This is a genomic window from Enterobacter sp. BIGb0383 (assembly GCF_003751845.1).
GTDB lineage: Bacteria > Pseudomonadota > Gammaproteobacteria > Enterobacterales > Enterobacteriaceae > BIGb0383.
The window spans coordinates 19,906-44,804 of record NZ_RJKQ01000005.1; the positions used below are offsets into that span (position 1 = coordinate 19,906).

The window sequence follows — 24,899 nt, forward strand, 5'->3', positions numbered from 1 at the left end:
TATACTGCTTCTCTTTACGTCTTGCCAACTGTCGACACCTATATGCCTGTTTTCGCACTACTCGCGCTTGTCGCCTACTCCGTCAGCCTCGCGCTGATCGTTCCCGGTCTGCTGCAAAAAAACAGCGGCTGGCGGCGTATGGCCATTGTCTCTGCGGTGATTGCGCTGGTATGCCACGCTTTTGCTCTGGAAGCGCGGATATTTCCGGGTGAAGGAAGCGGACAAAATCTCAGCCTGCTGAACGTCGGCTCGCTGGTCAGCCTGATGATCTGCTCGGTGATGACCTTCGTCGCCTCGCACAACCGTGGCTGGCTGCTGCTGCCCATCATCTATACCTTTGCGCTGATCAACCTCGCCTTCGCCACCTTTGTCCCCAATGAGTACATCACTCACCTGGAGACAACGCCCGGCATGATGGTGCATATCGGGCTGTCGCTGTTCTCCTACGCGACGCTGATCATCGCCGCGCTTTATGCGCTACAGTTAGCGTGGATAGACTATCAGCTGAAAAACAAACGGCTGGTATTCAGCGAGATGCCGCCGCTGATGAGCATCGAACGTAAGATGTTCCATATCACCCAGGTCGGTGTGGTGCTGTTGACCCTGACCCTGGCGACCGGGCTGTTCTATATGCAGAACCTGTTCAGCGCGGAGAACATCGACAAGGCGGTCCTCTCTATTATTGCGTGGTTTGTTTATATCGTGCTGCTGTGGGGTCACTACCACGAAGGCTGGCGCGGCCGCCGGGTGGTCTGGTTTAACGTCGCCGGTGCCGGTCTGCTGACTCTCGCCTATTTCGGCAGCCGCGTTCTGCAGCAGTTCGCATCGAGCTGATGTAAGGAGTTCCCCCTGGAACATATCTCCACCACCTCACTGATCGTCACGCTTCTGGTGATGGTGGTGATCTCCGCCTGGTTTGCCGGTTCCGAAACCAGCATGATGACGCTGAACCGCTACCGTTTACGGCATCGGGCGAAACAGGGTAACCGCCAGGCGAAGCGCGTAGAGAAGCTGCTGCGCAAGCCTGACCGCCTGATAAGCCTGGTCCTGATCGGCAATAACCTCGTCAATATTCTGGCCTCGGCGCTCGGCACCATCGTCGGGATGCGCCTGTTCGGCAATGCCGGTGTCGCCATCGCAACCGGCACCCTGACCTTTGTGATCCTTGTCTTTGCCGAAGTGCTGCCGAAAACTATCGCCGCGCTCTACCCGGAAAAAATTGCCTATCCCAGCAGCCTCCTGCTGGCACCGCTGCAGATCGTGATGCTACCGCTGGTCTGGCTGCTGAATACCATCGCGAAGCTGCTGATGCGGATGATGGGCATGAAGGTCAATACGGTGATCAGCAGCGCGCTCAATAAAGACGAGCTGCGCACCCTGGTCAATGAATCCCGCACCCAAATCTCCCGCCGCAACCAGGATATGCTTCTGTCAGTGCTCGATCTGGAAAAAGTCAGCGTGGACGACATTATGGTGCCGCGCAGCGATATCGTCGGGATCGACATCAACGACGACTGGAAAGCCATTGTTCGTCAGCTTACCCACTCCCCGCACGGTCGTATCGTGCTGTACCGCGATTCGCTGGACGACGCCATCGGTATGCTGCGGGTGCGCGAAGCCTGGCGGCTGATGAATGAGAAAAAAGAGTTCACCAAAGAGGTGATGCTGCGCGCTGCGGATGAAATCTACGTGATCCCGGAAGGCACACCGCTCAGCATCCAGCTGGTGAAATTCCAGCGGAATAAGAAGAAAGTCGGCCTGGTGGTGGATGAATACGGCGATATCAAAGGGCTGGTGACGGTCGAAGATATTCTTGAAGAGATTGTGGGCGACTTCACCACCTCCATGTCGCCAGGGCTTGCCGAGGAGGCGACGCCCCAGGATGACGGATCGGTGCTCATCGACGGAAGCGCCAGCGTACGCGAGCTGAATAAAGCCTTTAACTGGCATCTGCCGGAGGAAGAAGCGCGCACCGTCAACGGTATGCTGCTTGAAGTGCTGGAGGAGATCCCGACGCCGGGAACACAAGTGCGTATTGCGCAGTACGATATCGAGATACTCGACGTACAGGACAATATGATTAAGCGGGTAAACGTTATGCCCGTCACGGCGATTCGCGACAGCGCGGCAGGCTAAAGCAGACCTTCTCCCCTGGCGGGAAGAAGGTCTGAATACGACACGAGTCTATCAGGCTTTCGCTTTCGCCACGCTGACCATCGCGGCGCGAATGGTGCGGCCGTTCAGGGTGTAGCCTTTCTGCATCACCATCAGAACGTTACCCGCGGCAACCTCATCGGATTCAACCATCGCAATCGCCTGATGCACGTTCGGATCGAGCGGCACGTTGATATCACCGACAACCTCAACGCCAAACTTACGCACCACATCCAGCATCGATTTCAGGGTCAGTTCGATCCCTTCAATCATCGGCAGCAGATCCTGGTTGGCTTTATCAGCCACTTCCAGCGCGCGATCCAGGCTGTCGATCACCGGCAGCAGTTCGTTGACGAATTTTTCCAGCGCGAACTTATGCGCTTTCTCAACGTCCTGCTCGGTACGGCGGCGCAGGTTTTCCATTTCGGCTTTGATACGCAGCACGCCATCACGCTCGCGATTTTGCGCGTCAACCAGCTGAGCTTCGAGGTTCGCAATTTTTTCATCGCGCGGATCCACCTGCTCAGCGGAGTTGTCGGTACCAGCAACCTCAACCTCTTCCTGCTGTTCCATGATAATTTCTTCCGGGGCTTGCCCCTCAGGCGTTTTCTGTTCTTTACTACTCATGAATTTCTCCGCGTTTTTTCACAATCATTTCGCTAACCTGGCTTATTATGGGGATCCGTTTCCGGGTTTCAAGGGAACAAGGCGTTTTGTCATCATTCATTCGGCATAAAGGACATCCTGAAAATGAATAATCATTTCAAGTGTATTGGCATCGTCGGCCATCCGCGTCATCCTACCGCGTTGACTACACATGAAATGCTCTATCGCTGGCTGAGTGAAAAGGGCTATGACGTGATGGTCGAACAGCAAATTGCCAAAGAGCTGAAGCTCACGGCCGTGCGTACCGGCACGCTGGCGGAGATTGGCCAGCAGGCGGATCTGGCGGTTGTCGTGGGTGGCGATGGCAATATGCTGGGCGCGGCGCGGACGCTGGCACGCTATGACATCAAGGTCATCGGGATTAACCGTGGCAACCTCGGCTTTCTGACGGACCTCGACCCTGATAACGCGCAGCAGCAACTGGCCGACGTGCTTGAAGGCCACTACATTGCCGAGCAGCGTTTCCTGCTGGAGGCCCAGGTGTGCCAGCAAAACCAGCAGAAGCGCCTGAGCACCGCCATCAATGAAGTCGTGCTGCATCCCGGTAAAGTGGCGCATATGATTGAGTTTGAGGTCTATATTGATGAAGTTTTTGCGTTTTCCCAGCGCTCAGACGGCCTGATTATCTCCACGCCAACCGGCTCGACCGCTTACTCCCTCTCGGCGGGGGGACCGATACTGACGCCCCAGCTGGATGCCATTACCCTGGTGCCGATGTTCCCGCACACCCTGTCGGCGCGCCCGCTGGTCATTAACAGCTCCAGCACTATCCGACTGCGCTTTTCCCATCGCCGCAGCGACCTGGAGATCAGCTGCGACAGCCAGATCGCCCTGCCTATCCAGGAAGGTGAAGATGTTCTGATCCGCCGCTGCGACTATCACCTGAATCTGATTCACCCGAAAGACTATAACTATTTCAATACGTTAAGCACAAAACTCGGCTGGTCGAAAAAATTGTTCTGATTTTGTGCAAAGCCGCTTTACTGGATAAAAAACCCGTTTATACTGTACACAAACACAGTAATGTTTTTTCATACAGGAAAAGCGGCTATGCTGGCACAACTGACCATCAGCAATTTCGCGATTGTTCGCGAGCTTGAGATCGACTTTCACAGCGGAATGACGGCTATCACCGGTGAAACCGGGGCCGGTAAATCGATTGCCATTGATGCCCTCGGTCTGTGCCTGGGCGGCCGTGCCGAATCAAATATCGTCCGCGCCGGCGCCACCCGCGCCGATCTCTGCGCCCGCTTCTCCCTGAAAGATACCCCCGCCGCATTGCGCTGGCTGGAAGAGAACCAGCTCGAAGACGGGCGTGAGTGTTTACTTCGCCGCGTCATCAGCAGCGACGGGCGTTCCCGTGGTTTTATTAACGGTACCGCCGTTCCGCTTTCTCAGCTTCGCGAGCTGGGCCAGCTGCTTATCCAAATCCACGGCCAGCACGCGCACCAGCTGCTGGTAAAACCGGAATATCAAAAATCCCTGCTCGACGGCTATACGGGCGAATATGCCCTCACCCACCAGATGGCAGAGCATTACCGCCTGTGGCACCAGAGCTGTCGCGAGCTGGCCCAGCACCAGCAGCAGAGCCAGGATCGCGCTGCGCGGGCAGAACTGCTGCAGTATCAGCTCAAAGAGCTGAATGAATTTAATCCGCAGGCCGGTGAATACGAGCAGATCGACGAAGAGTACAAGCGCCTGGCGAACAGCGGCCAGCTGCTGACGACCAGCCAGCACGCGCTGGCGATCCTCGCCGACGGCGAAGAGGCCAATCTGCAAAGCCAGCTGTACGCGGTAAAGCAGCTGGTCACGGAGCTGGCCGGTATGGACAGCAAACTCTCCGGCCTGCTGGATATGCTGGAAGATGCCGGTATTCAGCTGACGGAAGCCAGCGATGAACTGCGCCACTACTGCGATCGCCTCGATATGGACCCGAATCGCCTCTTCGAACTGGAACAGCGCATCTCCCGACAGATCTCGCTGGCGCGTAAGCACCACGTCAGCCCGGAGGCGCTCCCGCAGTTCCATCAGTCCCTGCTTGATGAGCAGCAGCAGCTCGACGATCAGGCTGACTCACTGGAAACCCTTAATTTCGCGGTAGCGCAGCATCACCGTCAGGCGATGGACACCGCCCGTCAACTGCACGAACGTCGCGTTGCCTCGGCCCAGGAGCTGGGCGGGCTGATCACCGAGAGTATGCACTCACTTTCGTTGCCGCACGGCCTGTTTACCATCGACGTTAACTTCGAAGAACGCCACCTGACGGCTGAAGGGGCTGACCGCGTGGAGTTCCGCGTGACCACCAACCCGGGTCAACCTCTGCAGCCGATCGCCAAAGTTGCCTCCGGTGGGGAGCTGTCGCGTATCGCCCTGGCCATGCAGGTGATCACCGCTCGTAAAATGGAAACCCCGGCGCTGATCTTCGACGAAGTGGATACCGGCATCAGCGGCCCGACGGCCGCCGTGGTGGGCAAACTGCTTCGCCAGCTCGGTGAGTCCACCCAGGTGATGTGCGTCACCCACCTGCCGCAGGTCGCTGGCTGTGGTCATCATCACTTCTTTGTCAGTAAAGAGACCGACGGTGCAATGACCGAAACCCGTATGCAGGCGCTGGATAAACGTGCGCGTCTGCAGGAGCTGGCGCGCCTGCTTGGCGGAAGTGAAGTCACGCGCAACACGCTGGCGAACGCCAAAGAATTGCTGGCTGCCTAAACTTTTTTGCGCTCCCGGAGTCTGAGTTCTCGATAAAAACGCCTCATGACCTGTCGGCAGAGGTTTTAAACTGACGAAAGGTCTATTATCATCGGCATAATACAGATGAGCCGCGTACAGCTCGGGCCCGAAAAGGAATCAAATCACTATGCGTTGTAAAATGCTGACTGCTGCCGCAGCGGTCCTTCTGATGTTGACCGCAGGCTGTTCCACTCTGGAGCGAGTGGTTTACCGCCCTGATATCAACCAGGGAAATTACCTGGTCCCTAACGATGTAGCAAAAATTCGTGTCGGCATGACGCAGCAGCAGGTCGCCTACGCGCTGGGCACCCCGATGATGTCCGATCCGTTCGGCTCCAATACCTGGTTCTACGTGTTCCGTCAGCAGCCAGGTCATGAAAGCATTACCCAGCAAACGCTGACCCTGACCTTTGACAGCAGCGGCGTGTTGACCAATATTGATAACAAACCTGCGCTGAACAAAGCGTAAGGGAATCAAAGCAAAAGGTGCCTCCGGCACCTTTTTTGTTTCAGGGAGGAAGCATGGCCGTTCCACAGAGCAAAGAACAACTGCTGGCCGCAATGGACAAAACCTGGCTGGCGCTGGCTAAAAAACTGGCGCGCGTCCCGGAAAGCTACGCCTTCAAACCGCGTATGGAAGGCCACAGCAGCGGCACGCAGATGAGCGCTGCTAATCTGGTCAGCTATCTGATCGGCTGGGGTGAACAGGTCTTGCTGTGGCATAAGCAGGAAGCGGCCGGGGAAGAGATTGATTTTCCGGCGCGCGGCTTTAAATGGAATGAACTTGGCAAACTGGCCCAAAAATTTTATGCCGACTATGCCGATATCGACAGCTGGCCGGCGCTTTGCACCCGACTTGAGCACGGTCACCGGCAGCTGATTACGCTTATCGAGAGCTACAGCGATGACGCGCTGTATCATCAGCCCTGGTACGGAAAGTGGACGCGAGGGCGAATGATTCAGTTCAACTGCGTATCACCCTACGCTAACGCCAGTACCCGTCTGAATGCCCTGCTAAAAACGCTGCCCGCAGAGGCCTGAAGCCACATCCACAAACGCAATTATTTTTCGCTGCTCTTCTCAGCCCGCATACGGCGCAGCTCTTTTGGATCGGCCGTCAGCGGACGGTAGATTTCCACGCGATCGCCGTCCTGCACCGTATCCTGCAGTTTGGCAGGGCGGCTAAAAATACCGACTTTATTACGCGCCAGATCGATATCCGTGCGCAGGCTCAGCAGGCCGGAAGCCTGAATGGCCTGCTCAACCGTCGCCCCGTCTTCCAGCGTAACCCGCTGCAGATACTGCTTTTCCGGCAGCGCGTAGGCCACTTCCACCACAATCTTAGCCGACACGGTAAACCTCTTTGGCGCGCACGGTGAATGCCTGCACCATATTGGATGCCAGCTCTTTGAAAATACGTCCAAAAGCCAGTTCGATCAGCTTATTGGTAAACTCAAAGTCGAGCTGAAACTCAATCCGGCAGGCTTCGGGGCTAAGCGGAGTGAACTTCCAGCAGCCAATCAGGGATTTAAACGGGCCATCGACCAGATGCATCAGGATGCTCTGGTTGCTGGTTAGCGTATTGCGGGTGGTGAATGTTTTGCTGATCCCGGCTTTGGAGACATCAACGGCCGCCGTCATCTGGGTCGGGCTGGACTCCAGCACGCGGCTTCCCGTACAGCCCGGGATAAAGTCCGGATAGGACTGCACGTCATTCACTAACTGATACATCTGTTCCACGCTGTAAGGCACCAGCGCGTTACGGCTAATCTGCGGCATAGCGGTTTCCAAGGTCACACAACCGGCGAATAATACCATTTATCGCCTGTTAAAAAAAACGCTAAGCCTTATCTCGTGCTATGATAAGCGCCTTAAACCTCACAGGATGGAATGAGGTCTTTTCAGTCACTGATTACCGCAAGATGTCACGACACCTATGACCAAGAAAAAAGCACATAAACCAGGCTCTGCCACCATCGCGCAAAATAAGCGCGCCCGTCATGAATACTTCATCGAAGATGAATTTGAAGCGGGTCTGGCCCTTCAGGGCTGGGAAGTTAAATCGCTGCGTGCCGGGAAGGCCAACATTAGCGACAGCTACGTCATTCTGAAAGAGGGCGAAGCTTTCCTGTTCGGTTCAAGCTTCACGCCGCTGAATGTCGCCTCCACCCACGTGGTCTGCGACCCAACCCGTACCCGTAAGCTGCTGCTTAACAAGCGCGAGCTGGAAAACCTCTACGGGCGAATCAACCGCGAAGGCTATACCGTCGTGGCGCTGTCTATGTACTGGAAGAACGCCTGGTGTAAAGTCAAAATCGGCGTGGCGAAGGGTAAGAAACAGCACGACAAGCGTACCGATCTGAAAGATCGCGAGTGGCAGGTGGATAAAGCCCGCATCATGAAGCACGCAGGCCGTTAATCCTCGTTGCATCCCCCTCTCCCGTGGGAGAGGGTCTTCGCTCCACCCTAGCGCTCACGCAGCGCTTCGTTCACCTTATTCAGCGGTTTAATCAGATAATCGAGCACCGATTTCTGCCCGGTTTTGATCTCCACGCTGGCCACCATACCTGGCAGGATCGGGAAACTCTGCCCCGCTTTATTGTGCAGTTCGGCGCTGCCGGTCCGCACGTAGACGCGGTAGTAGAACTGATCCCGTCGGACTTCATCCTGTAACGTATCCGGGGAAACCACTTCGACCGTACCGTCGAGATCGCCATAGATTGAGGTGTCGTAGGCGGTGACCTTCACCGTGGCAGCAAGACCGGGACGAATATAGGCGATATCACGCGGGTTAATCCGCGTTTCAACCAGCAGCTGATCCTCCAGCGGAACGATCTCCATCAGCTTGCCGCCGGGCTGCAGCACGCCGCCGACGGTAGTGATCTGGATATCTTTCACCACCCCACGCACCGGGGAGAAGAGCGTGGCGCGATCCAGCTGATCCGCTTTCCCGGCCATCAGCTGCAGCTGGGCATCCAGATCGGCATTGGTTTTGACCTGCTCTTCCCTGGCCCGCACCGCAAACTGATTGCGCGCCTCATCAATTTTCCCCTGTAGCTCCGTCGCCTGACGCTGAAGACGAATCACCTCTACCTGACTTGCCGCCCCTTTCTGCACCAGCGGCTGGGTCATCCGCAGTTCGGACATCACCAGCTGATAGTTTTTCTGCAGGTTAGCGACCGTTTCATTCAGGTTACGACGACGAGACTCATACAGCTGCTGCTCGCGGGCGACCAGGTCCGGCTCGCGCAGGGATTCAGCGCTGAATTTCAGCGGCGCACCGGTCAACTCAGATCGCAGACGCTCGCTGGAGGCGCGTAGCGCTCTGGCCCGGGCAGCCGCCTCGCCGTAATTGGACTGAAAGCGCGTCGGGTCGAGCCGGGCCAGCACCTGTCCCTGCTCGACAATATCCCCTTCACGCACCGCCAGCGATTTAATGATCCCGCCGTCCAGGCTCTCAATGACCTGCGCATGGGTGGAAGGCGTAATTTTGCCGGTACCCACGGTGACTTCATCCAGTATGGCCCACCACGCCCAGGCGATAAACACCACCAGCCCAAGCAGCGACAGCCAGATAACCGAAGAGTAAAACCGGCCCTGACGCGCCAGTTCATCCTGCATCCCCAGTTGGCTCATAGGTTATCCTCAGGCGATTGACGCCACGTTACTGTTATTTTGCGCCTGCTTAAGCAGCGAATCTCGCGGACCGTCGGCAATCACTTTGCCGTTCTCCATGACCACGATCCTGTCCACCAGGTTGAGCAGCGCCGGGCGGTGGGTGACCAGAATCAGCGTGCGCCCGGTCAGCCACTGCTGTAGCTGGCGAATAACCCAGGCTTCAAGCTGTTCATCCATCGAGGCGGTAGGCTCATCCAGCAGGACAATCTGCGGATTACGTACAATCAACCGGCTGAGCAGCACCATCTGCCGTTGACCGCCGGAAAGCCCGCGTCCGCCCTCGTTGATCAATCTGTCGAGGCTGGCGGCGTCCTGCTGCACCATGGTGATCGCCCCGCTGATACGCAGGGCCTGGATCAGCTCCGCCTCGGTAGCGTGAGGATGACCCAGCATCAGGTTTTGCCGCAGGGTACCGAAGAAGAGGCGTGAATCCTGGGAGAGGTAGCCCACCTGGCGGCGAACATCGTCGGGATCGATATGCGCTATATCGACACCGTCGATGATGGTTTTGCCTTTGCTGGCCAGCGCCTGTCCCGAGAGCAGTTTCAGCAGGGTCGATTTACCGGCACCGGTTTTGCCGAGGATCGCCACCCGCTCGCCGGGTTTGATCTCCAGCTCGCCGATTTGTACCGCCTGGTCGCCCTTCTCTTCGTCATAGCTGTACTGCAGACCCTGCAGCTGATAGTGGCCCGCCAGCACCGGGCAGTGGGCCATTTTTTTGTCGGCTTCTTTATCGAGCGGTTTTTTCAGCAGCTCGTTCAGCCCGGTCATGGCCGATTTCGCATGCTGCCAGCGTGAAAAGACCATCGTTAGCTGCATCAGCGGCGCAATGGTACGGGAGGAGAGCAGGCTACAGGCCACCAGGGTCCCGGTTGTGATCCCGCCGTCGAGCACCAGGTAACAGCCAAACACCAGCATACCGGCATAGGTAATCTGCTGAACCGTCGAAGCCCAGCCGCTAAGCCGTGCGCCCCATACGCGCTGTTTCATGCTGATCCCGGCCCCGACCGAGTGGGTATGTTCCCACTGGCGCTGGAAGTAGGGTTCCGCCTGCAGGGCTTTGATATCCTCGATCCCTTCGATCGACTCCACCAGCACCGCGTTACGGATCGCGCTCTCGCGCATCCCCTCTTTTGCCAGCTTCGCCATCGGCCACTGCACCAGCAGGCCGGGGATCACAATCAGCGGGATGGCAATCAGCGGGATAATCACCAGCGGACCGCCCACCAGCGCCATAATCCCAAGGAACAGAAAAACAAAGGGCATATCCATCGCCGCGCCGACGGTGGTTGACGTCAGGAGCTCGCGCACCTGGTCGATTTCACGCAGCTGGGAGATGAACGAACCGGTGGATTTGGGGCGGGCATCGTTTTTTATCGCCATCGCCCTGGCAAAGAAGAGCGAAGAGACTTTAAGGTCGATATGTTTCCCCATAATGTCGGAAACATGGGTACGCGCAAGGCGGATAAAGTACTCCAGCCCCGCCGCCATCAGCACGCCGAAGAACAGCACCCACAGGGTCGGGATCGACTGGGCCGGGATCACCCGGTCATACACCTGCATCGAAAAGAGGATCCCCCCGAGCGCCAGGACGTTGCCGACAATGGAGGCCAGGGCAATCTCGCTTAGCTTGCGCCCGGTATGGCGGAAATGCTTCCAGAACCAGTGGGCTTCCCAGGGGCGGGTAAACTCATCGATGCGCGAGTCGCGGCCGCGTGCAGCGATCCCCAGCAGCACAACTTCGGGTTTCACCCGGGTCAACAGGCTTTCCAGCGGTTCTTCACGGACCAGATCGCCGCCGTCGCTTAGCCAGTAGCTGACCAGGCCGTCGGCATCGATGGCCTCCAGCAGCATCAGCTCGCCGGACTCCAGCTGGACGATCACCGGCAGGGTCTGGGCATTCCAGCGCATATTTTTCAGCTCGGCGCTGCGGACCTGCAGACCCATTAATCCACTCAGCCGCTCCAGGCGTGCGTTAAGGGGCAGAGATTCAAACCAGCGCATTTGCTGACGCACCGCGGGTGCATCGGCTGGCAGGCCAAACCGCCCCGCCGCCCGGACCATTACACTGATCCAACTTTCGGTATCGGGCTGTTGCATCTACATCTCCTGTACCCTGTGCGTTTAAAGAGAAGGCAGCGTGTCGCCCACGGTACGGCTACGCTCAATACCTAACATGTCGAGCAAGTTGTCCGCCGCCGCCGCATAGCGCACGGCCGCATCCCAGCCGTCATAGCGTGCGGCGATAGCCGCGGTATCGGCCTGGAAAACATCCTGTTCAATACTGAGCAAATCGTTGAGGCTGCGTTTGCTGAGGCGATACTCGTCCTGATAGACGCCGCGCGCCCGTTCGGCGCTGGCAAACTGCATTTCACCAGCCTGCTGGCGCTGCTGGGCACCGGTCAGGTCCGCCCAGGCGGTCGCGGCCTTCTGGTTGATACTGAGCTTGCTGGCCTCAACCTCAGCCCGGGCGTTGGCCCGATCGCCCTCCGCCGCGTCAACTCTGGCACTGACGGCACCGCCCTGGTACAGCGGCGCATCAACCACCAGCTGAACCTGGTCATCCCAGTAATTGCTGTTGCTGTTTTGATAGCGGGTTCGCCCTGCCTGTACCGATAGCGTAGGCCAGTGCTGAGCCTGGGCCTGGCGAACGCGCTCATCCGCAGCAAGTTGCTTCGCCCTTGCGCTACGAACGGCATAGCTCTGCTCATAGGGCAGGGTTTTCAGGGTGATCTTTTGTTTTAACAGGTCGACCGGTAGGTCGGGTAAGGTGTCGGAGGTGACCCCGGTCAGTACGCTCAGCGCGGCCTGAGCGGAGATTTTTTGCGCATGATACTGAGCCATGGTCGCATTCAGCCCGGCGATACGGGTTTGCGCCTGCAGGACGTCAGACTGCGAACTCAGTCCGGCTTCCGCACGCAGGTTAGCCATATCCAGTACCCGGTTCAGCGAGTCGATATTGGCCTTCGCCGACTGTTCCAGTGCCTGATAACGCTTCACCTGCAAATAGGTTTGCAGCGTCTCCATGCCGACCTGATTCAGGGCGTCATAGAGCTGATAGCGGTAAGCATCCGAGAGTTTGTGTTGCTCATCAATGCTGCCGCTGGTTTTGCCAAAATCCCACAGCAGCTGCCGCAGGTTAAGCCCGGCGGAGGCGTTATTGTTCAGCGATCCCGACGAGTCGGTCCGGTGCGAACGCCCGGTGTTCCCCTGCAGGGAAATCTGCGGAAACCAGCCGCTTTCCGCTTCGCTAAGATTGGCCTGGCCAACGCGAATTTGCGCCGCGGCCATGGCGATATTCGGGTTGCGCCCGAAGGCGCGCAAAATAGCTTCTTTTATGGTGAGCTGCGCCTGGTAAGCGTCTCCCGGTGCCGCCTGCCAGTTGTACTCTTCTGCACTGTGTGCGCTACCCGCGGATACCATCAACAGCGTCGCCAGCATTGTGCAACGCAGTATCGTTTTACTCATTCATTCCACCTTAGGTTACCCCGGTGATATTTTTACACCCTGACCCGCCTCATCCCTGAGGCGACAACCGGTTTACACCATATTGACATGCAGCCCGTGCTGGATGAGAACATCGCCTAACGTATTGTTTTGTGAACTGTTGTGGTAAACATCGAACTGAAGCCCATCGATATCACGCTGTCCGCTGACGCTCCAGATATCCCCCTGCCCTTGTACCAGATTCACCCGATCGCCGGCCCCGCCTTTAATCAGCAGGTCGTCTTCTGGTTTATCGGTAATGCGTAAAGCCTGTTGCAGGTCAAGGGTAATGCTGTTGGTTCCGGACGAACCTAAATCGACAATTTCGATATTCTCGATTTTTTCGCCAAGCGCCGTCAGGTCGAGCAGGATATTTTGCCCGTCAAGGATCAGCGTATCGGTCCCGGCACCACCGTCGATATGGGTTAACCCCAGAGACGAGAGATGGATGGTGTCGTTACCGGCGCTGCCCTCAACGGAATCCCCGCTGTGCTGAGTACCGTCGGCCAGCGTGATGGTGACGCCTCCAATAGTGTAGGCACCACTGGCGACATTTTCTTCCGTAGTTTGTTGATTTTCTGCACTCTGTGCCTCAACCGTGCTGGCGGAGAGGGCGCTGACCTTCGCCGCCGTCGCGGTGGACAGCGAGCTGTGATCGTCAGAGGACTCGCTGGCCGCCAGAACCGACAGGGTGTCGGCTTCGAGCGCCATCAGCGTGGCCGGCGGCGTGGTGGAAATAATATTGCCGTTCAGGCCGACGTTAAGGTAGGTGTGGTTCCCGGCCGCATCCACCGCATCGATATTCAGGATACTGGTAAGGCTGAGGATAACGCCAAGGTTCAGCACCGAGCCCAGAGACGCGGTCCAGTTACCGTTAGCATCCGGCGTCACCACGGCATATACCGCACTGTTTGCCAGCGAAACCCGGATCGAACCACCGGCACCCACATTGGTCGATTTACCGCTGATTGACAGCGTCAGCAGGCCCAGGATTGAGCTCAGCGCGTTAATCTGCACCGTCGGCGCCGTCTGTTTGCTGTTGACGTCCACAACGCTGCTGCTGGTGTTACCCACCTTATCGGTGACGTCGACCTTCACTTTCAGCGCACCATCGGTCAGCCCTTTCAGAATGTTAGAGTCAACGGTCGCCGTCCAGGTCCCGTTTGCGTTCACCGTGATTTTACCCGGGTCGAGGATTGTGTTGCCGACGGTGACAACCACTTTTGCCCCGTCGGCCAGGCCGGTGATTTTCCCGGTAATGGTCTGGGCGGTACTGGCTTCACTGATATTCAGCCAGCCGTCATTACCAAACAGCGAGGTCAGGGAGATAGACGGCGCGTTATGCGACAGCACCGCCAGGGCCCCGCTGCCCGTGACGGTCTTACCGGCCGGGTTAGTCAGTGAAACCCCCACCGTCAGATTGCCATCCAGCAGCTGGCTCAGATCGCCGGTCGGCACCGAAATGGACCATGTTTTATCCGCCCCAACCGTTGCGGTATAGGTGTGCGTCCCCAGCGTGACCTGTACCTGCGACCCAATCCCACTGTCATTGGTGGTCCCGGAGATCACCTGCGCTTTCAGCAGGTCTGCAATGCTCAGCCCGCCGTCGCCGAAGATGCTGTTCACCACCAGCGTCGGCAGGGTGTTAATCGCCACCGAAGGCGTCACGGCCGCCGTTGCAGAGTTACCGGCCACATCCTGCACCGACACGCTGACGTTCAGCAGGCCGTCGGCAAGTTTCTGTAGGTCAACCGTCGGCAACGCCGCTTTCCAGGTCCCATCCGCGTTAACGGTAGCGGTGTAATTAAAACCACCGAGGACGATTTTAACCTGCGCGCCCGCCGCCAGGTTGGTGACGCTCCCGCTAATAAATTGCTGACTCAGCAGGTCGTTCAGGTCCAGTCCATTACCGCCAAACAGCGGGTTAAGGGTGATGTTGGGTACGTTGGTCACAATAGAGGTGATGACCTGGGATCCCGTCGCCTGGTTACCGGCGCTGTCGGTGACCGACGCCTTCAGGGTCAGGCTACCGTCACCGAGACCTTTCAGCTCTGCGGTGGTCAGGCCCAGCGACCAGGCACCGTTGATAACGGCAACGTCATGAATCACACCGCCAAGCGTCACCCTAATGGTGCCGTTGGTCATGTTAGTGACCGTGCCGCCAATGGTCTGCCCAAGATTGGCCTCACTCAGATTCAGATAGCCGTCGTTGCCAAACAGGGAGGTGATATTGACCACCGGCAGTTTGGTCAGATTAACGATAGCGTTGTGGGTCGCATCGAGGAGCGTATTGCCGGATGGGGTGGTGACTGTCACGTTGGCAGTCAGGTTGCCATCCGTCAGGCCGAGCAGATCGGTACTTTTGGCGGTAATGCTAAATGCGCCGCCGATGACCGTACCGGTAAAGATCTTGCCGCCGACGTTCACCTGCACCAGCGAGCCGTCAACCGCATTGGCCACGCTACCGGTAATCAGTTTATCGGTCTGCGCACCTATTGCGCTCAGGGTGTTAGAACCAAACAGCGTCAGCGAGTTCAGGACTGGCGACAGCAGATCCAGCTTCAGCGAACCGCTGGCGCTGGTCGCGCTGTTACCGTACTGATCCGTTGCCGCCATGGTGACGGTCAGCGGCCCGGCGGTACCCAGCGCTTTCAGCGCGTCAGCAACGGTGGACGGCAGGCTGACAGACCATTTACCGGTACTGTCTACCGTGGCAGTAAAGGACGCCGTGCTGCCAATGGTAATCGTCACTTGCCGTCCCGCCAGCCCTGTGGTGGTCCCGCTCAGCACGCCGGAAACCAGTTCGTTCAGCGAAAGCGTGCCGTCACCAAACAGCGATCCCAGAGTAATGGTTGGCAGCGTTTTCGCCACGCCAAAGCTGATATCGGTGCTGACCAGGTTCCCGTCGAGGTCGGTAATATTCACCTTCCCGGTGATGGTCCCGTCCTGCAGCCCCTGAAGCAGAGAGGATCCCAGCGTAGCTGACCAGAGCCCCGTCACGGCATCTATCGCACCGGTAATTGTCTGTCCCCCGATAATCAGCACCACGCTGCCCACTTTGGCGGCGTTACTGACCAGGCCGCTAATGGTATGGGCAGTGGCACTTTCAACATTGTTGATCACATTATCGACATCGATAACGTTACCCACGGCCAGCGTAACGGCCTCAACCGCTTTCGGCAGGTCGCCCAGCGACAGGCGCACGTTCGCCAGCGGATCGGCGCTATTGCTCGGCACAACATTACCGTTGGCGTCGGTGACGAGCAGTGCTAATGACAGAGTCTGGGTAGACAGCCCCTGCCACAGTGACGGCGGCAGGCTAATAGAGAATTTGCCGTCGTTGCCGACCGGCACACTGATTTCGGTTCCGGCGATGGTCAGCTTAACGGTCGCCCCGCGATAATCCCCGTTCACATGGCCGGTGAGGATCTGGCTGACCTGAGACTCGGCGACATTAAGCACGCCGTCGTTGCCAAAGACGCTGTCAATGGCCACGCCCAGGCCCTGGTTCAGGGCGACGTTGAGGGTCACAGAATCCGTGCTGGTGTTACCGGCCGCATCCGTCGCGGTAATACTCACCACCTGCGCACCGTCGGTTAAGGTCAGCAAATTGGCTTTCGGGAAGGTCACGGACCATTTTCCGTCAGGGCCTACGGTGGCCGGAAGTGATAGCGGCCCGATCCTGATGATCAGACTTTCGCCCTGCTTGCCTTCCCCGGAAATCAACAGTCCGTTGGCGGTGCTGAGGGTGTTAAGCACGGCAGGGAGCAGGTCGAAATCCACATCCAGCAGCGGCGGCGTCGCATCCAGGGTGAAGCCTTCTGTTGTCTGCTGCGGATTACCGGCGCTGTCGCTAACCGAAGCCTGGAAGGTATAGTTCCCGTCGGTAAGACCCGCCAGATCGCCTTTCGGAATGGAGGCAGACCAGTTACCGCCCGCGACGGTGGAGTAGTAGACTTTCACCACCGTACCCGCCGAGTTCAGCAGTTCGATACGCACTTCACGGCCGTTCGCATCGGATGTACCGGTTAAGGTCTGATCGACAGCTTTTCCGGCACTGTTCAGATCGGCAAACGGATCAATCGCCAGGCTCGGCGCCACGGTATCCACCGTGACGTTCACCGCCGCATTGGCAGCCCCCGTCCCACTGGCGGTAATGCTGTTTGGCCCCTCGCTGAGAGCCGTTCCGGGAACGGTGACCTGCCAGCTACCGTCGCTGCCAATCGGAATATTGTTATAGGTGGTCCCGCCAATCACCAGGGTAATCACGCCGGAAACATTGCCGCTTTTACCACTGATCGTCGTGTTGCCCGAAGCCAGCGCCGCCGCATTCAGCGAGTTATTAAGGCCGATGGTGTCGATGGTGACCCACGCAGCCGGCGGGGTGATATCAATAATCAGGCCCAGATCCGTAGTGCCGGTGACGGTTGTCGGGTTACCGGCTTTATCGGTCGCCGTTAGCGTAATGGTACCGCTGGTCATTCCCACCATCTGCTCCGGCGTCACCTGCAGGCTCCAGCTATGATCGCTTTGCACCGTTGCCTGGAAGGGCTTGCCGCCGATAGTAATCGTAATCGTCTGCCCGGCTTCCAGATTTGTCGAGGTGCCACTGAGCGTCTGCACCGCCAGCGACTCGCCGTAGTCCAGGGTGCCACCGGCAAAGGCCGAAGTGACGCTGATCGTCGGCTGGATCAGGGCAATATTGACTGGCTGCGTAATCGTGGTGACGTTATTCGCCACATCGGTCACTTTCACATCGATGCTCTGCAGGCCGTTCGTCACGCCGCTCCAGTCGGCCTGATTCAGGGTCAGCGACCAGCCCGTTCCCGCCGGGTTAACCACACCAAAGAACTCCTTACCGCCGATAGTCACCGATACAACCGTGGTGCCAGGGATCGCTGTCGTCAGAGTACCGGTCAGCGTCATAGGACTTGTCACATCGCTCAGGCTGACGTAGCCGTCGCCAAACGCCGAGGCGAGGGTCACCGCCGGATTGCTCAGCGCAGCCGAGAAATCGCGCACCGATTCATTGACGTTGCCGTACTGGTCTTCGGCGGTCACCGTAATGGTATGTTCACCGTTAGTAAGGCCATTCAGCGCATTGGCCGGCAGCGGCAGTATCCAGTTGCCATTCGGCAGCACCGTCGCCTGGTAGCTGACACCGTTAACATCGATGGTCAGCTTCACGTACTGATTGCTGCCCGTGACGCCAGTCGTCCCGGTCAGGGTCAGCGGCAGGCTGGCTTCACCAACGCTTAGCAGGTTATCAGAGCCAAACAGGTCGATGATGGACGGCGAGGGCAGCGTGGTCTGAACGGTGAAGTTCACCGGCAGGGAGTTGGTGTTACCCGAAGCGTCTGTCGCGGTGATATTCAGCGTCTGGGTGCTGCCGTTAGGCAGATTTTGCAGGACGGCGCCGGGCAGATCGATCGTCCAGCTGCCATCCTGCAGCACGGTGCCGTTGTAAGTGATCCCGTTTAACACCAGCGACACTTTTTGTCCGGCACCGGCAATATTGGTGGTGCCGGAAATGGTCTGGTCGCTGGTTGATTCGACATGGTTCAGCACGCCGTCGGTAAAGGCCACTACCGGCCCCAGCACAGGCGCTGAATGCGTCGCGGCGATAAAGCTACCGCTGCCCGTTATCACGTTGGCGGCGCTGTCGGTCACGGTAATCTCAACGCTGACGTTACCGTCCGGGAAGGCTTTCATCTGGCCGGAGGTTATCGACAGGCTCCAGGTACCGTCGGCATTGATGGTGGCCGGACCGTAATCGGCCCCGTTAATACGAATGGTTACGCTCTGAATATTGGCCCTCGCCAGGCCGGTAGAACCGCCTAATGTGCCCGTTACCGCGTCGGATTCCACTATATTCAGAATACCGTCGGTAAACGGCATCGCCAGGGTCGGCTCCGGCAGCGCATCGGTCTGCACCGTAAAGCTGGTGCTGCCGGTCGAGGTGTTCCCGGCCCGGTCGCTGACCACGACGGTCATCAAATGGGAACCGTCGTTCAGCGCCAGCAACGCGGCTGGCGGCAGCGTTAACGCCCAGCTGCCGTCATTGTTGACCGGCACCGTGATCGGGTTACTCCCGTCGATACTGATGGTCACGGTCTGGCCCGGCCCGGTCACCGAGGTCGAACCGGTCAGGATCTGACCCGCGCTCGCCTCGACAAAGTTAATCTTACCGTCGCCGCCAAACAGGCCGCTCAGAGACGGAAGGGTTGGCTGGGTCAGCAGATAGTCGACGTTCGCCGTGGCCCCGGCCTGGTTGCTCCAGCCATCCTGAGCGCTGACCGTATAGACATGCGTGCCGCTGCTGTTGGCCGGAATATCACTACTGCCAAGTATAATACTCCAGTTGCCGTCGCTGCCGACGGTGCCGGTTCTCACCGTGGTGCCGTCAATGCTGAGCGTCACAATGGTGCCGACCGCCAGACCGGTACTGGTGCCGGTGACCGTGGTGCCCTGCTGAGCATCGTTAATATTGACCAGCGCGTCGCCGAAAGGCGTCCCCATGGTCAGGGTCGGTGCCGTGGTGCTGTTTACATCGACAGGAATTTTCACCTCTGTGGTGTTGCCGTCTTTATCCGTCGCGCTCAGCGTCCACTCGGCGGTGCCCTGAGTGAGGTTCTGCAGGATCCCCAGAGGAACAGTCATTGACCAGGTATTGCCCGCCCCAGCCACGGTCTCAACAATGTTACCGCCCACGTTCAGCGTAACGATCTGCCCTTCCGGGGCTGTCCCCGACAGCACCTGGGTGGCAGCCGTTTCGCTAATACTCACTTTGCCATCGGCGACAAAGCTGCCGGAGTCCAGAGTGATCGCCGGCCCAATCAGATCCACCGTTACCGTATGGTTGACGGGGGTCGCGGCGTTATTGGCGATATCCGTTGCATTCGCCGTCACCGTGTACGGCTGCGAGCCTGTGCCGCTGGAAAGTGCCTGGACATCGGCCGCCGGCACTTCGACGCTCCATTTACCGGTGCTGTCCACCAGCCCGGTATAGCTTTTACCGTTCAGCGTGACGGTCACCACGCGACCGGCGGTAAGATTCAGGGAAGTACCGTCGATGGTCAGCGCCTGCAGATGCTCGATGGCATTAATCACATCATCGCCAGCGATCACGTTGACGGTGAGGGAAGGCAGTTTGGTGGCATCAGCCACAAAGGTCAGATTATGGTTATCGGTGGCCGTATTACCTGCCGCATCGCTTGCGGTGACGGTGATAACCTGGGTGCCGCTGGTCAGTCCGGTCATCGACGAGGAAGGCAGCGTCAGCGACCAGGTACCGTTGGGCTGGACCAGAATGCCCTGATAAGTGACGCCGTTAAACACCACGCTGACGTTACTGTTTGCCTCGATATAGGTGGTTTTACCGCTAATCACCAGCGGCTGCGAAGCTTCATTCACATTGATAAAGTCATCGCCGGAGAGAGGATTGATGGTGATAGTCGGCAGGGTCGCCGGGTTGGCATCAAGAATAAAGCTGTTATTCAGCACGGTCGGGTTACCGGCAGAATCACTGATGGTGACCGTATAGCTCACCGGGCCATCGGGCAGTCCCGCCAGCGCGCCCGCCGGCAGGGAAATGCTCCAGGTCCCGTTACTTAATAGCGTGGTGGTATAGGTCTGGTTGTTAACCACCACCACAATCGTATGCGGATGGTCGGGATCGTATGGCCCACCGGTACCGGTAATCGGCACGACCTGCCCTACTTCAGCCGCGTTAACGTAGCCCCCGCTTACCGCCTGCAGCCCAAGCGCAGGCGGTGTTTTATCGATATCGATGGACCCGCTGATAATACTGGTATTTCCGGCCGCATCACTCGCGGTGACGGTGTAGGGAACAGGAGTGATACCCGTATCAGGCATATTCAACAGAGCGGCAGGCGTGGCCAGGGACCAGTTGCCGTTGGCATCGACGATGGCGCTGTAGTTGGTACCACCGATATTCACCACCACCGTCTGTCCGGCCCCGAGCACGCCGGTGCTGCCGGTCAGCGTCGGAGTACCCGCCGCCTCAGCGGCGTTCAGCACGCCGTCGCCGAACGGGGTATTGATCGTCGCCGACGGTACTTTATTAATCATCACCGTAAAATCATGGCTGGCGCTAATCGGGTTCCCCAGTTCATCAACGGCGCTCACGGTCAGGGTGGCTTTGCCATCGGCCAGCGCCTGGGCATCTTCCGGTGGTACTGATACGCTCCAGTTGCCGTTGCTCCCTAGCGTCACGAAGTAGCTTTTACCGTTCATGGTTGCGGTAATGGGGCTACTGGCCGCCAGATTGCTGGAAATACCGCTGATCGTGAAGCCCGTAGCGGCCTCCGCAACATTGATCGCATTATCCCCGGTGATCGGCAGCACGCTGATAGCGGAAAGGTCCGTATCGACGGTGAAATTATGCTGGGTCGACGCGGCATTGCCCGCCTGGTCGCTGACGCTGACCACCAGGGTATAGCCATTGTTAGTCAGCGAGGCCAGATCGCCCTGCGGGATCTGTACCGACCAGTTACCGCTGGCATCCACGGTTCCGGTCCAGGACTGAGTCCCGAGGAAGACAGTCACCGTCTGCCCGGTCTGAACGTTGAGCGACTTACCGGTTAGGGTGACTGCCTCGTTCAGTTCGGCTGCGTCGAGAATATTGTTGCTGGTGACGGGATCCACGCTCAGCACCGGCTGTTTGGTCGGATCGACGGCGACCTGGATCGGACGGGTGGTCACGGTCGCATTGCCCGCGCTATCGGTCACCGTCACGGTCATATTGACAGTGCCGTCCGGCAGCGCTTTCAGATCCGCCGAGGTGACAGGAATAGACCAGGCCCCGTTCTGCCCGATGGTGGTGGTGTAGGTTTTGCCGTTCAACTGCAGTGTGACGCTATCTCCTTGCTGCACTCCGGTTGCCGTGCCGCTCAGCGTCTGAGTGATATTCGCCTCACTGACGTTAAGGAAGTTGTTACCGGCGAAATCGGCCACGGTGACCACCGGCGGTACCACATCAACGGGAACATTCACGACCTGAGTGCCGGTATTTCCGGCGATATCGGTGGCAACAATCGTGACGTTTAACGGTGAGCTGGCATTGGTCAGCCCGGAGAGCGCACCGGATGGGATCACGGCACTCCAGTTACCGCTGGCATCCACCGTGCCCTGGTAGTTAACGCCATCGAGAGTGACAACCACTTTCTGTCCGGCACCTTCAATGCCGGTTTTTCCGACCAGGGTCTGGTTCTGCCCAATTTCCTGCGCATTCAACACCCCGTCGCCGAACGGCGTATCGAGGCTAATTTCCGGAAGAGTATTAATACGAATATTCAGCGTATGGTTATCGCTCACCGCGCCATTCGGCCCGTTGGCCGACGCGGTGATGGCAAGTGCCCCGTCAGGCTGCACCAGCAGAGTGCCTGCTGGCAGCGTCACCGACCAGTTGCCGTTGGCATCGGTGGATGCCGGGTATGTCCGCCCGCCAACCGCCAGCGTCACGGTGGTATTTGGACTTAATCCGGCGCTGGTCCCACGGATCGTAACCTGCCCGGTGGCTTCATCTCTGTTGATGAAATCATCACCGGCAATGATGCTGATGGCCACCCCGCCCTGGGTGGTATTCACATTAACCGTTTTGCTTCCCGTTCCCGTTTGTCCGGCCAGATCGGTCACGGTAACGCCGACAACATTATCGCCCTGCTGCAGTTTTTGTAGATCGGCGGCGCTTATCGCCACGCTCCAGTTACCGCTGGCATCGACCTGCGTGGTGTAGCGATGATCGCCTATGGTGACCTGCACCGTACTGCCCGCTGCCGCATTTTGCGTGCTGCCGGACAGGATCTGGTCGGTTTTTATCTCGGCGGCATTCAGGGCGTCATCGCCGGCGAATGTTGATACGCTAATGGTCGGCGAGAGGGTTTTGACGTTAAACGCGGTATTCACCGTGGTGGTGTTGCCCGCCGCATCCGACAGGGTCGCCACCAGGGTGTTATTTCCCTGCGGGAGCGCAGCCAGATCGGCAGGCGACAGGGCGATCTCCCATTTACCGTCCACGCCGACGAGCGCCGTGTAGTTTTTACCGTTCAGCGTAACGGACACGCTCCGCCCCTGATCCTCAACCGAGGCGGTCCCGCTCAGTACCTGGCCCGCACTGGCTTCCTGCTGGCTGAGAATATTATCGCTGGTCAGCGACAGCACTGACAGCGATGGCGGGGTCAGGTCAACGGTAACGCTGCTCTGTACCTGACCGGTATTTCCTGCTGCGTCTTTGGCAATCACGACCACCGGCCAGGTTCCCTGGGTCATCTGTGCCATCAGGGAGGCGCTAATCAACAGCGTCCACGCCCCATTGGCATCGGCAAAGGTCTCCCAGGTTGTGCCCCCGATAGTGACGGTTACCGTCTGCCAGTTGCCTTTCACGCCCGTGTTCCCCGACAGGGTCTGGGAAGACGCCATATCCACGATATTGATATAGCCATCGCCAAGAGGTGTATTCAGGGTGGGTGCAGGCTGGGTGTGGATCATCACATCCAGGTCCTGGGTCGCTTGCGCCGACTGACTACCACTCTGAACTCTGGCGGTCACCGTCTGGTTGCCGTCCTGCAGCAACTGCAGATCCGCAGCGGGGATCGTGGCGCTCCAGTTACCGGCGTTATCGACGGTTGCAACATAATTTTTCCCGTTAAAGGTCACGATCAGCGTGACCCCCGGGCCGTACAGGCTGGTGATCCCCCGAACTTCCATCGGCTGCTCGGCTTCCGCCGCGCTCAGATGGTTATCGGTAGAGAGGATCGCGATGGCGACGGCGGGCTGGCTGGTATCGACGTTAATCGACTGGTTGCTGGTGACCACATTGCCGTTTTTATCGGTATAGCTGACGGTCACGACCTGCGAACCGTTAGCCAGCGCCTGGAGATCCGCTGACGGGATCTCGACGCGCCACAGGCCATCACCGCCAATCCGGGCAAAATAGTTTTTGCCGTTCAGCCTGATGGAGACCATCTGTCCGGGATCGATGTTCTCTGATGTCCCCCACAGCAGCTGGCTCAGTTTAACTTCGGCTGAATTAAGTTCGTTATTACGGGCAAAGTTACGGATAAAGATTCTGGGGGTGACGGGTTCTGGCTCCGGCTCAGGTTGTGGCTCGGGTTGCGGTTCCGGTTCCGGCTGCGGTTCGGGCTGTGGCTGCTGACCTTTATTCCCACCGCCGCCGCCTCCACCGCTGCTGGCCGCCGCGGCAACGCCACCAATCGCGAGCGCGCCCGCAAGCCCGCCCAGGATGCCCAGCGTCGAGATCCCGGCCGCCCCCGTCAGTGCACCCACCGACGTGGTGGCAATAGAGGGAACCACGGCCTCAGCGACCGCCGGACCGGCTTCCGTGGCAAACGGAAAGGCGGCACGATGCACGCCCGTTACATCTTCAAAAACCAGCTCGCTGTGTAACCCATTCGCATCGAGGGTAAAAAAGCTTTGATAGCGTACGGTGGTCCCGTCCTTCATATGAACAATAAGGTCATTACCCTGACGCTCATAGAAATTAACCGACTCGGGTGAAGCATTAATTTTCACCACGCTGCTTTGCGAGAGATTAACGACCCTGTCAGCACTTTGCGGATAATGTGTGATCTCGTTCCCATTTTCGCGACTAATAATATCCACGGTAGGAGAAAGTGCATTTGGTTCAGCCATCTTGATGTTCCTCTCGCTGCAAGGTAATTACGCACGGCGGCGGTAAACAGGGGCAAAGCACCTGAAAACGGGCATCACCTTGAAATTAGAATAATGAATTCAATCGCAAGACATTGATTGGCAAAAGAATAATCAATTCATTGCATTACAACCATCTGAGTGATCGTATTAAAATCTATAACAAGGTCACTGTATTTAAGCAAATAAAAACAATAAATAAGTTTATTTCACAAAATGCAGGTGATGGGCTACTCGACAGTAAAATGGGTATACTTAAGTTATACTAAACTACTCCGTAATGATATTTAAGCGGCATTAAAACATCCCACTATAAATAGGAGGGAGAAATTAAATATAATATATCATGCAGGTTTAAATGACATTTTCGTTAAGGTTCGCACGATTAATAATTCCCTTTTTAATTATTTCAGTAAAATCCGGTCGCGTGCACACCCACCTTATTTGTACGGAATTTAACCACAAAACCCGCCTGCGTCAGGGACTAGCGC

The 24,899-nt window shown here is 57.8% G+C and carries 14 protein-coding genes; 7 read left to right on the plus strand and 7 right to left on the minus strand.

Annotated features, from left to right (window positions below):
* Nucleotides 1–42: 42 nt before the first annotated feature.
* A complete protein-coding gene (locus EDF81_RS20205) occupies nucleotides 43–834 on the plus strand; it encodes an inner membrane protein YpjD (RefSeq protein WP_123349965.1) in 792 nt (263 codons plus the stop codon).
* A gap of 15 nt (nucleotides 835–849) precedes the next feature.
* Entirely contained in the window at nucleotides 850–2,136 is a 1,287-nt protein-coding gene (locus EDF81_RS20210; RefSeq protein ID WP_123349966.1) for an HlyC/CorC family transporter, read from the plus strand.
* Between the two features lie 51 nt (nucleotides 2,137–2,187).
* Here EDF81_RS20210 and grpE read toward each other — a convergent pair whose 3' ends face one another.
* Nucleotides 2,188–2,781, minus strand: a complete 594-nt coding sequence (grpE, locus tag EDF81_RS20215) for a nucleotide exchange factor GrpE (RefSeq protein WP_148049948.1) — start codon at nucleotides 2,779–2,781, stop codon at nucleotides 2,188–2,190.
* Between the two features lie 123 nt (nucleotides 2,782–2,904).
* Here grpE and nadK point away from each other — a divergent pair, with 123 nt between their 5' ends.
* From nadK to EDF81_RS20240, 4 genes are all read left to right on the plus strand, one after another.
* Nucleotides 2,905–3,783, plus strand: coding sequence for an NAD(+) kinase (gene nadK, locus EDF81_RS20220; RefSeq protein WP_123349967.1), 879 nt, complete (start codon nucleotides 2,905–2,907; stop codon nucleotides 3,781–3,783).
* 87 nt (nucleotides 3,784–3,870) lie between these two features.
* Entirely contained in the window at nucleotides 3,871–5,532 is a 1,662-nt protein-coding gene (gene recN, locus EDF81_RS20225) for a DNA repair protein RecN (RefSeq protein ID WP_123349968.1), read from the plus strand.
* A gap of 148 nt (nucleotides 5,533–5,680) precedes the next feature.
* Entirely contained in the window at nucleotides 5,681–6,022 is a 342-nt protein-coding gene (gene bamE / locus EDF81_RS20235) for an outer membrane protein assembly factor BamE (RefSeq protein ID WP_123349969.1), read from the plus strand.
* 53 nt (nucleotides 6,023–6,075) lie between these two features.
* Complete coding sequence (locus EDF81_RS20240) at nucleotides 6,076–6,594, plus strand: ClbS/DfsB family four-helix bundle protein (RefSeq protein ID WP_123349970.1); 519 nt, start codon at nucleotides 6,076–6,078, stop codon at nucleotides 6,592–6,594.
* Nucleotides 6,595–6,614: 20 nt separating this feature from the next.
* Here the strand turns inward: EDF81_RS20240 and EDF81_RS20245 are convergent, their stop codons facing one another.
* Entirely contained in the window at nucleotides 6,615–6,905 is a 291-nt protein-coding gene (locus EDF81_RS20245) for an RnfH family protein (protein WP_123349971.1), read from the minus strand.
* Nucleotides 6,895–7,332: a type II toxin-antitoxin system RatA family toxin gene (locus EDF81_RS20250; RefSeq protein WP_221180832.1), complete on the minus strand. Its 438-nt coding sequence runs from the start codon at nucleotides 7,330–7,332 to the stop codon at nucleotides 6,895–6,897. Before EDF81_RS20250 ends, EDF81_RS20245 begins: the two co-directional genes overlap by 11 nt.
* A gap of 157 nt (nucleotides 7,333–7,489) precedes the next feature.
* Between EDF81_RS20250 and smpB the strand changes: the two genes are divergently transcribed.
* Nucleotides 7,490–7,972: an SsrA-binding protein SmpB gene (gene smpB, locus EDF81_RS20255; protein WP_123349973.1), complete on the plus strand. Its 483-nt coding sequence runs from the start codon at nucleotides 7,490–7,492 to the stop codon at nucleotides 7,970–7,972.
* A 47-nt stretch (nucleotides 7,973–8,019) separates the two neighbouring features.
* Here smpB and EDF81_RS20260 read toward each other — a convergent pair whose 3' ends face one another.
* From EDF81_RS20260 to EDF81_RS20275, 4 genes are all read right to left on the minus strand, one after another.
* Nucleotides 8,020–9,189, minus strand: a complete 1,170-nt coding sequence (locus EDF81_RS20260; protein WP_123349974.1) for an HlyD family efflux transporter periplasmic adaptor subunit — start codon at nucleotides 9,187–9,189, stop codon at nucleotides 8,020–8,022.
* A 9-nt stretch (nucleotides 9,190–9,198) separates the two neighbouring features.
* Complete coding sequence (locus EDF81_RS20265) at nucleotides 9,199–11,331, minus strand: type I secretion system permease/ATPase (RefSeq protein ID WP_123349975.1); 2,133 nt, start codon at nucleotides 11,329–11,331, stop codon at nucleotides 9,199–9,201.
* A 24-nt stretch (nucleotides 11,332–11,355) separates the two neighbouring features.
* Nucleotides 11,356–12,672, minus strand: a complete 1,317-nt coding sequence (locus EDF81_RS20270; RefSeq protein WP_260232756.1) for a TolC family outer membrane protein — start codon at nucleotides 12,670–12,672, stop codon at nucleotides 11,356–11,358.
* 99 nt (nucleotides 12,673–12,771) lie between these two features.
* The gene (locus EDF81_RS20275; protein WP_123349977.1) at nucleotides 12,772–24,390 is read right to left on the minus strand and encodes an Ig-like domain-containing protein; all 11,619 of its coding nucleotides are present in this window, start codon (nucleotides 24,388–24,390) and stop codon (nucleotides 12,772–12,774) included.
* Nucleotides 24,391–24,899 lie beyond the last annotated feature (509 nt).

Excerpts from the sequence above, each read along its gene's own strand:
- EDF81_RS20205 (WP_123349965.1), top strand. The coding sequence starts at position 43 with ATGCCTGTTTTCGCACTACTCGCGCTTGTCGCCTACTCCGTCAGCCTC.
- grpE (WP_148049948.1), bottom strand. The coding sequence starts at position 2,781 with ATGAGTAGTAAAGAACAGAAAACGCCTGAGGGGCAAGCCCCGGAAGAA.
- nadK (WP_123349967.1), top strand. The coding sequence starts at position 2,905 with ATGAATAATCATTTCAAGTGTATTGGCATCGTCGGCCATCCGCGTCAT.
- recN (WP_123349968.1), top strand. The coding sequence starts at position 3,871 with ATGCTGGCACAACTGACCATCAGCAATTTCGCGATTGTTCGCGAGCTT.
- bamE (WP_123349969.1), top strand. The coding sequence starts at position 5,681 with ATGCGTTGTAAAATGCTGACTGCTGCCGCAGCGGTCCTTCTGATGTTG.
- EDF81_RS20240 (WP_123349970.1), top strand. The coding sequence starts at position 6,076 with ATGGCCGTTCCACAGAGCAAAGAACAACTGCTGGCCGCAATGGACAAA.
- EDF81_RS20250 (WP_221180832.1), bottom strand. The coding sequence starts at position 7,332 with ATGCCGCAGATTAGCCGTAACGCGCTGGTGCCTTACAGCGTGGAACAG.
- smpB (WP_123349973.1), top strand. The coding sequence starts at position 7,490 with ATGACCAAGAAAAAAGCACATAAACCAGGCTCTGCCACCATCGCGCAA.
- EDF81_RS20260 (WP_123349974.1), bottom strand. The coding sequence starts at position 9,189 with ATGAGCCAACTGGGGATGCAGGATGAACTGGCGCGTCAGGGCCGGTTT.
- EDF81_RS20265 (WP_123349975.1), bottom strand. The coding sequence starts at position 11,331 with ATGCAACAGCCCGATACCGAAAGTTGGATCAGTGTAATGGTCCGGGCG.
- EDF81_RS20270 (WP_260232756.1), bottom strand. The coding sequence starts at position 12,672 with ATGCTGGCGACGCTGTTGATGGTATCCGCGGGTAGCGCACACAGTGCA.
- EDF81_RS20275 (WP_123349977.1), bottom strand. The coding sequence starts at position 24,390 with ATGGCTGAACCAAATGCACTTTCTCCTACCGTGGATATTATTAGTCGC.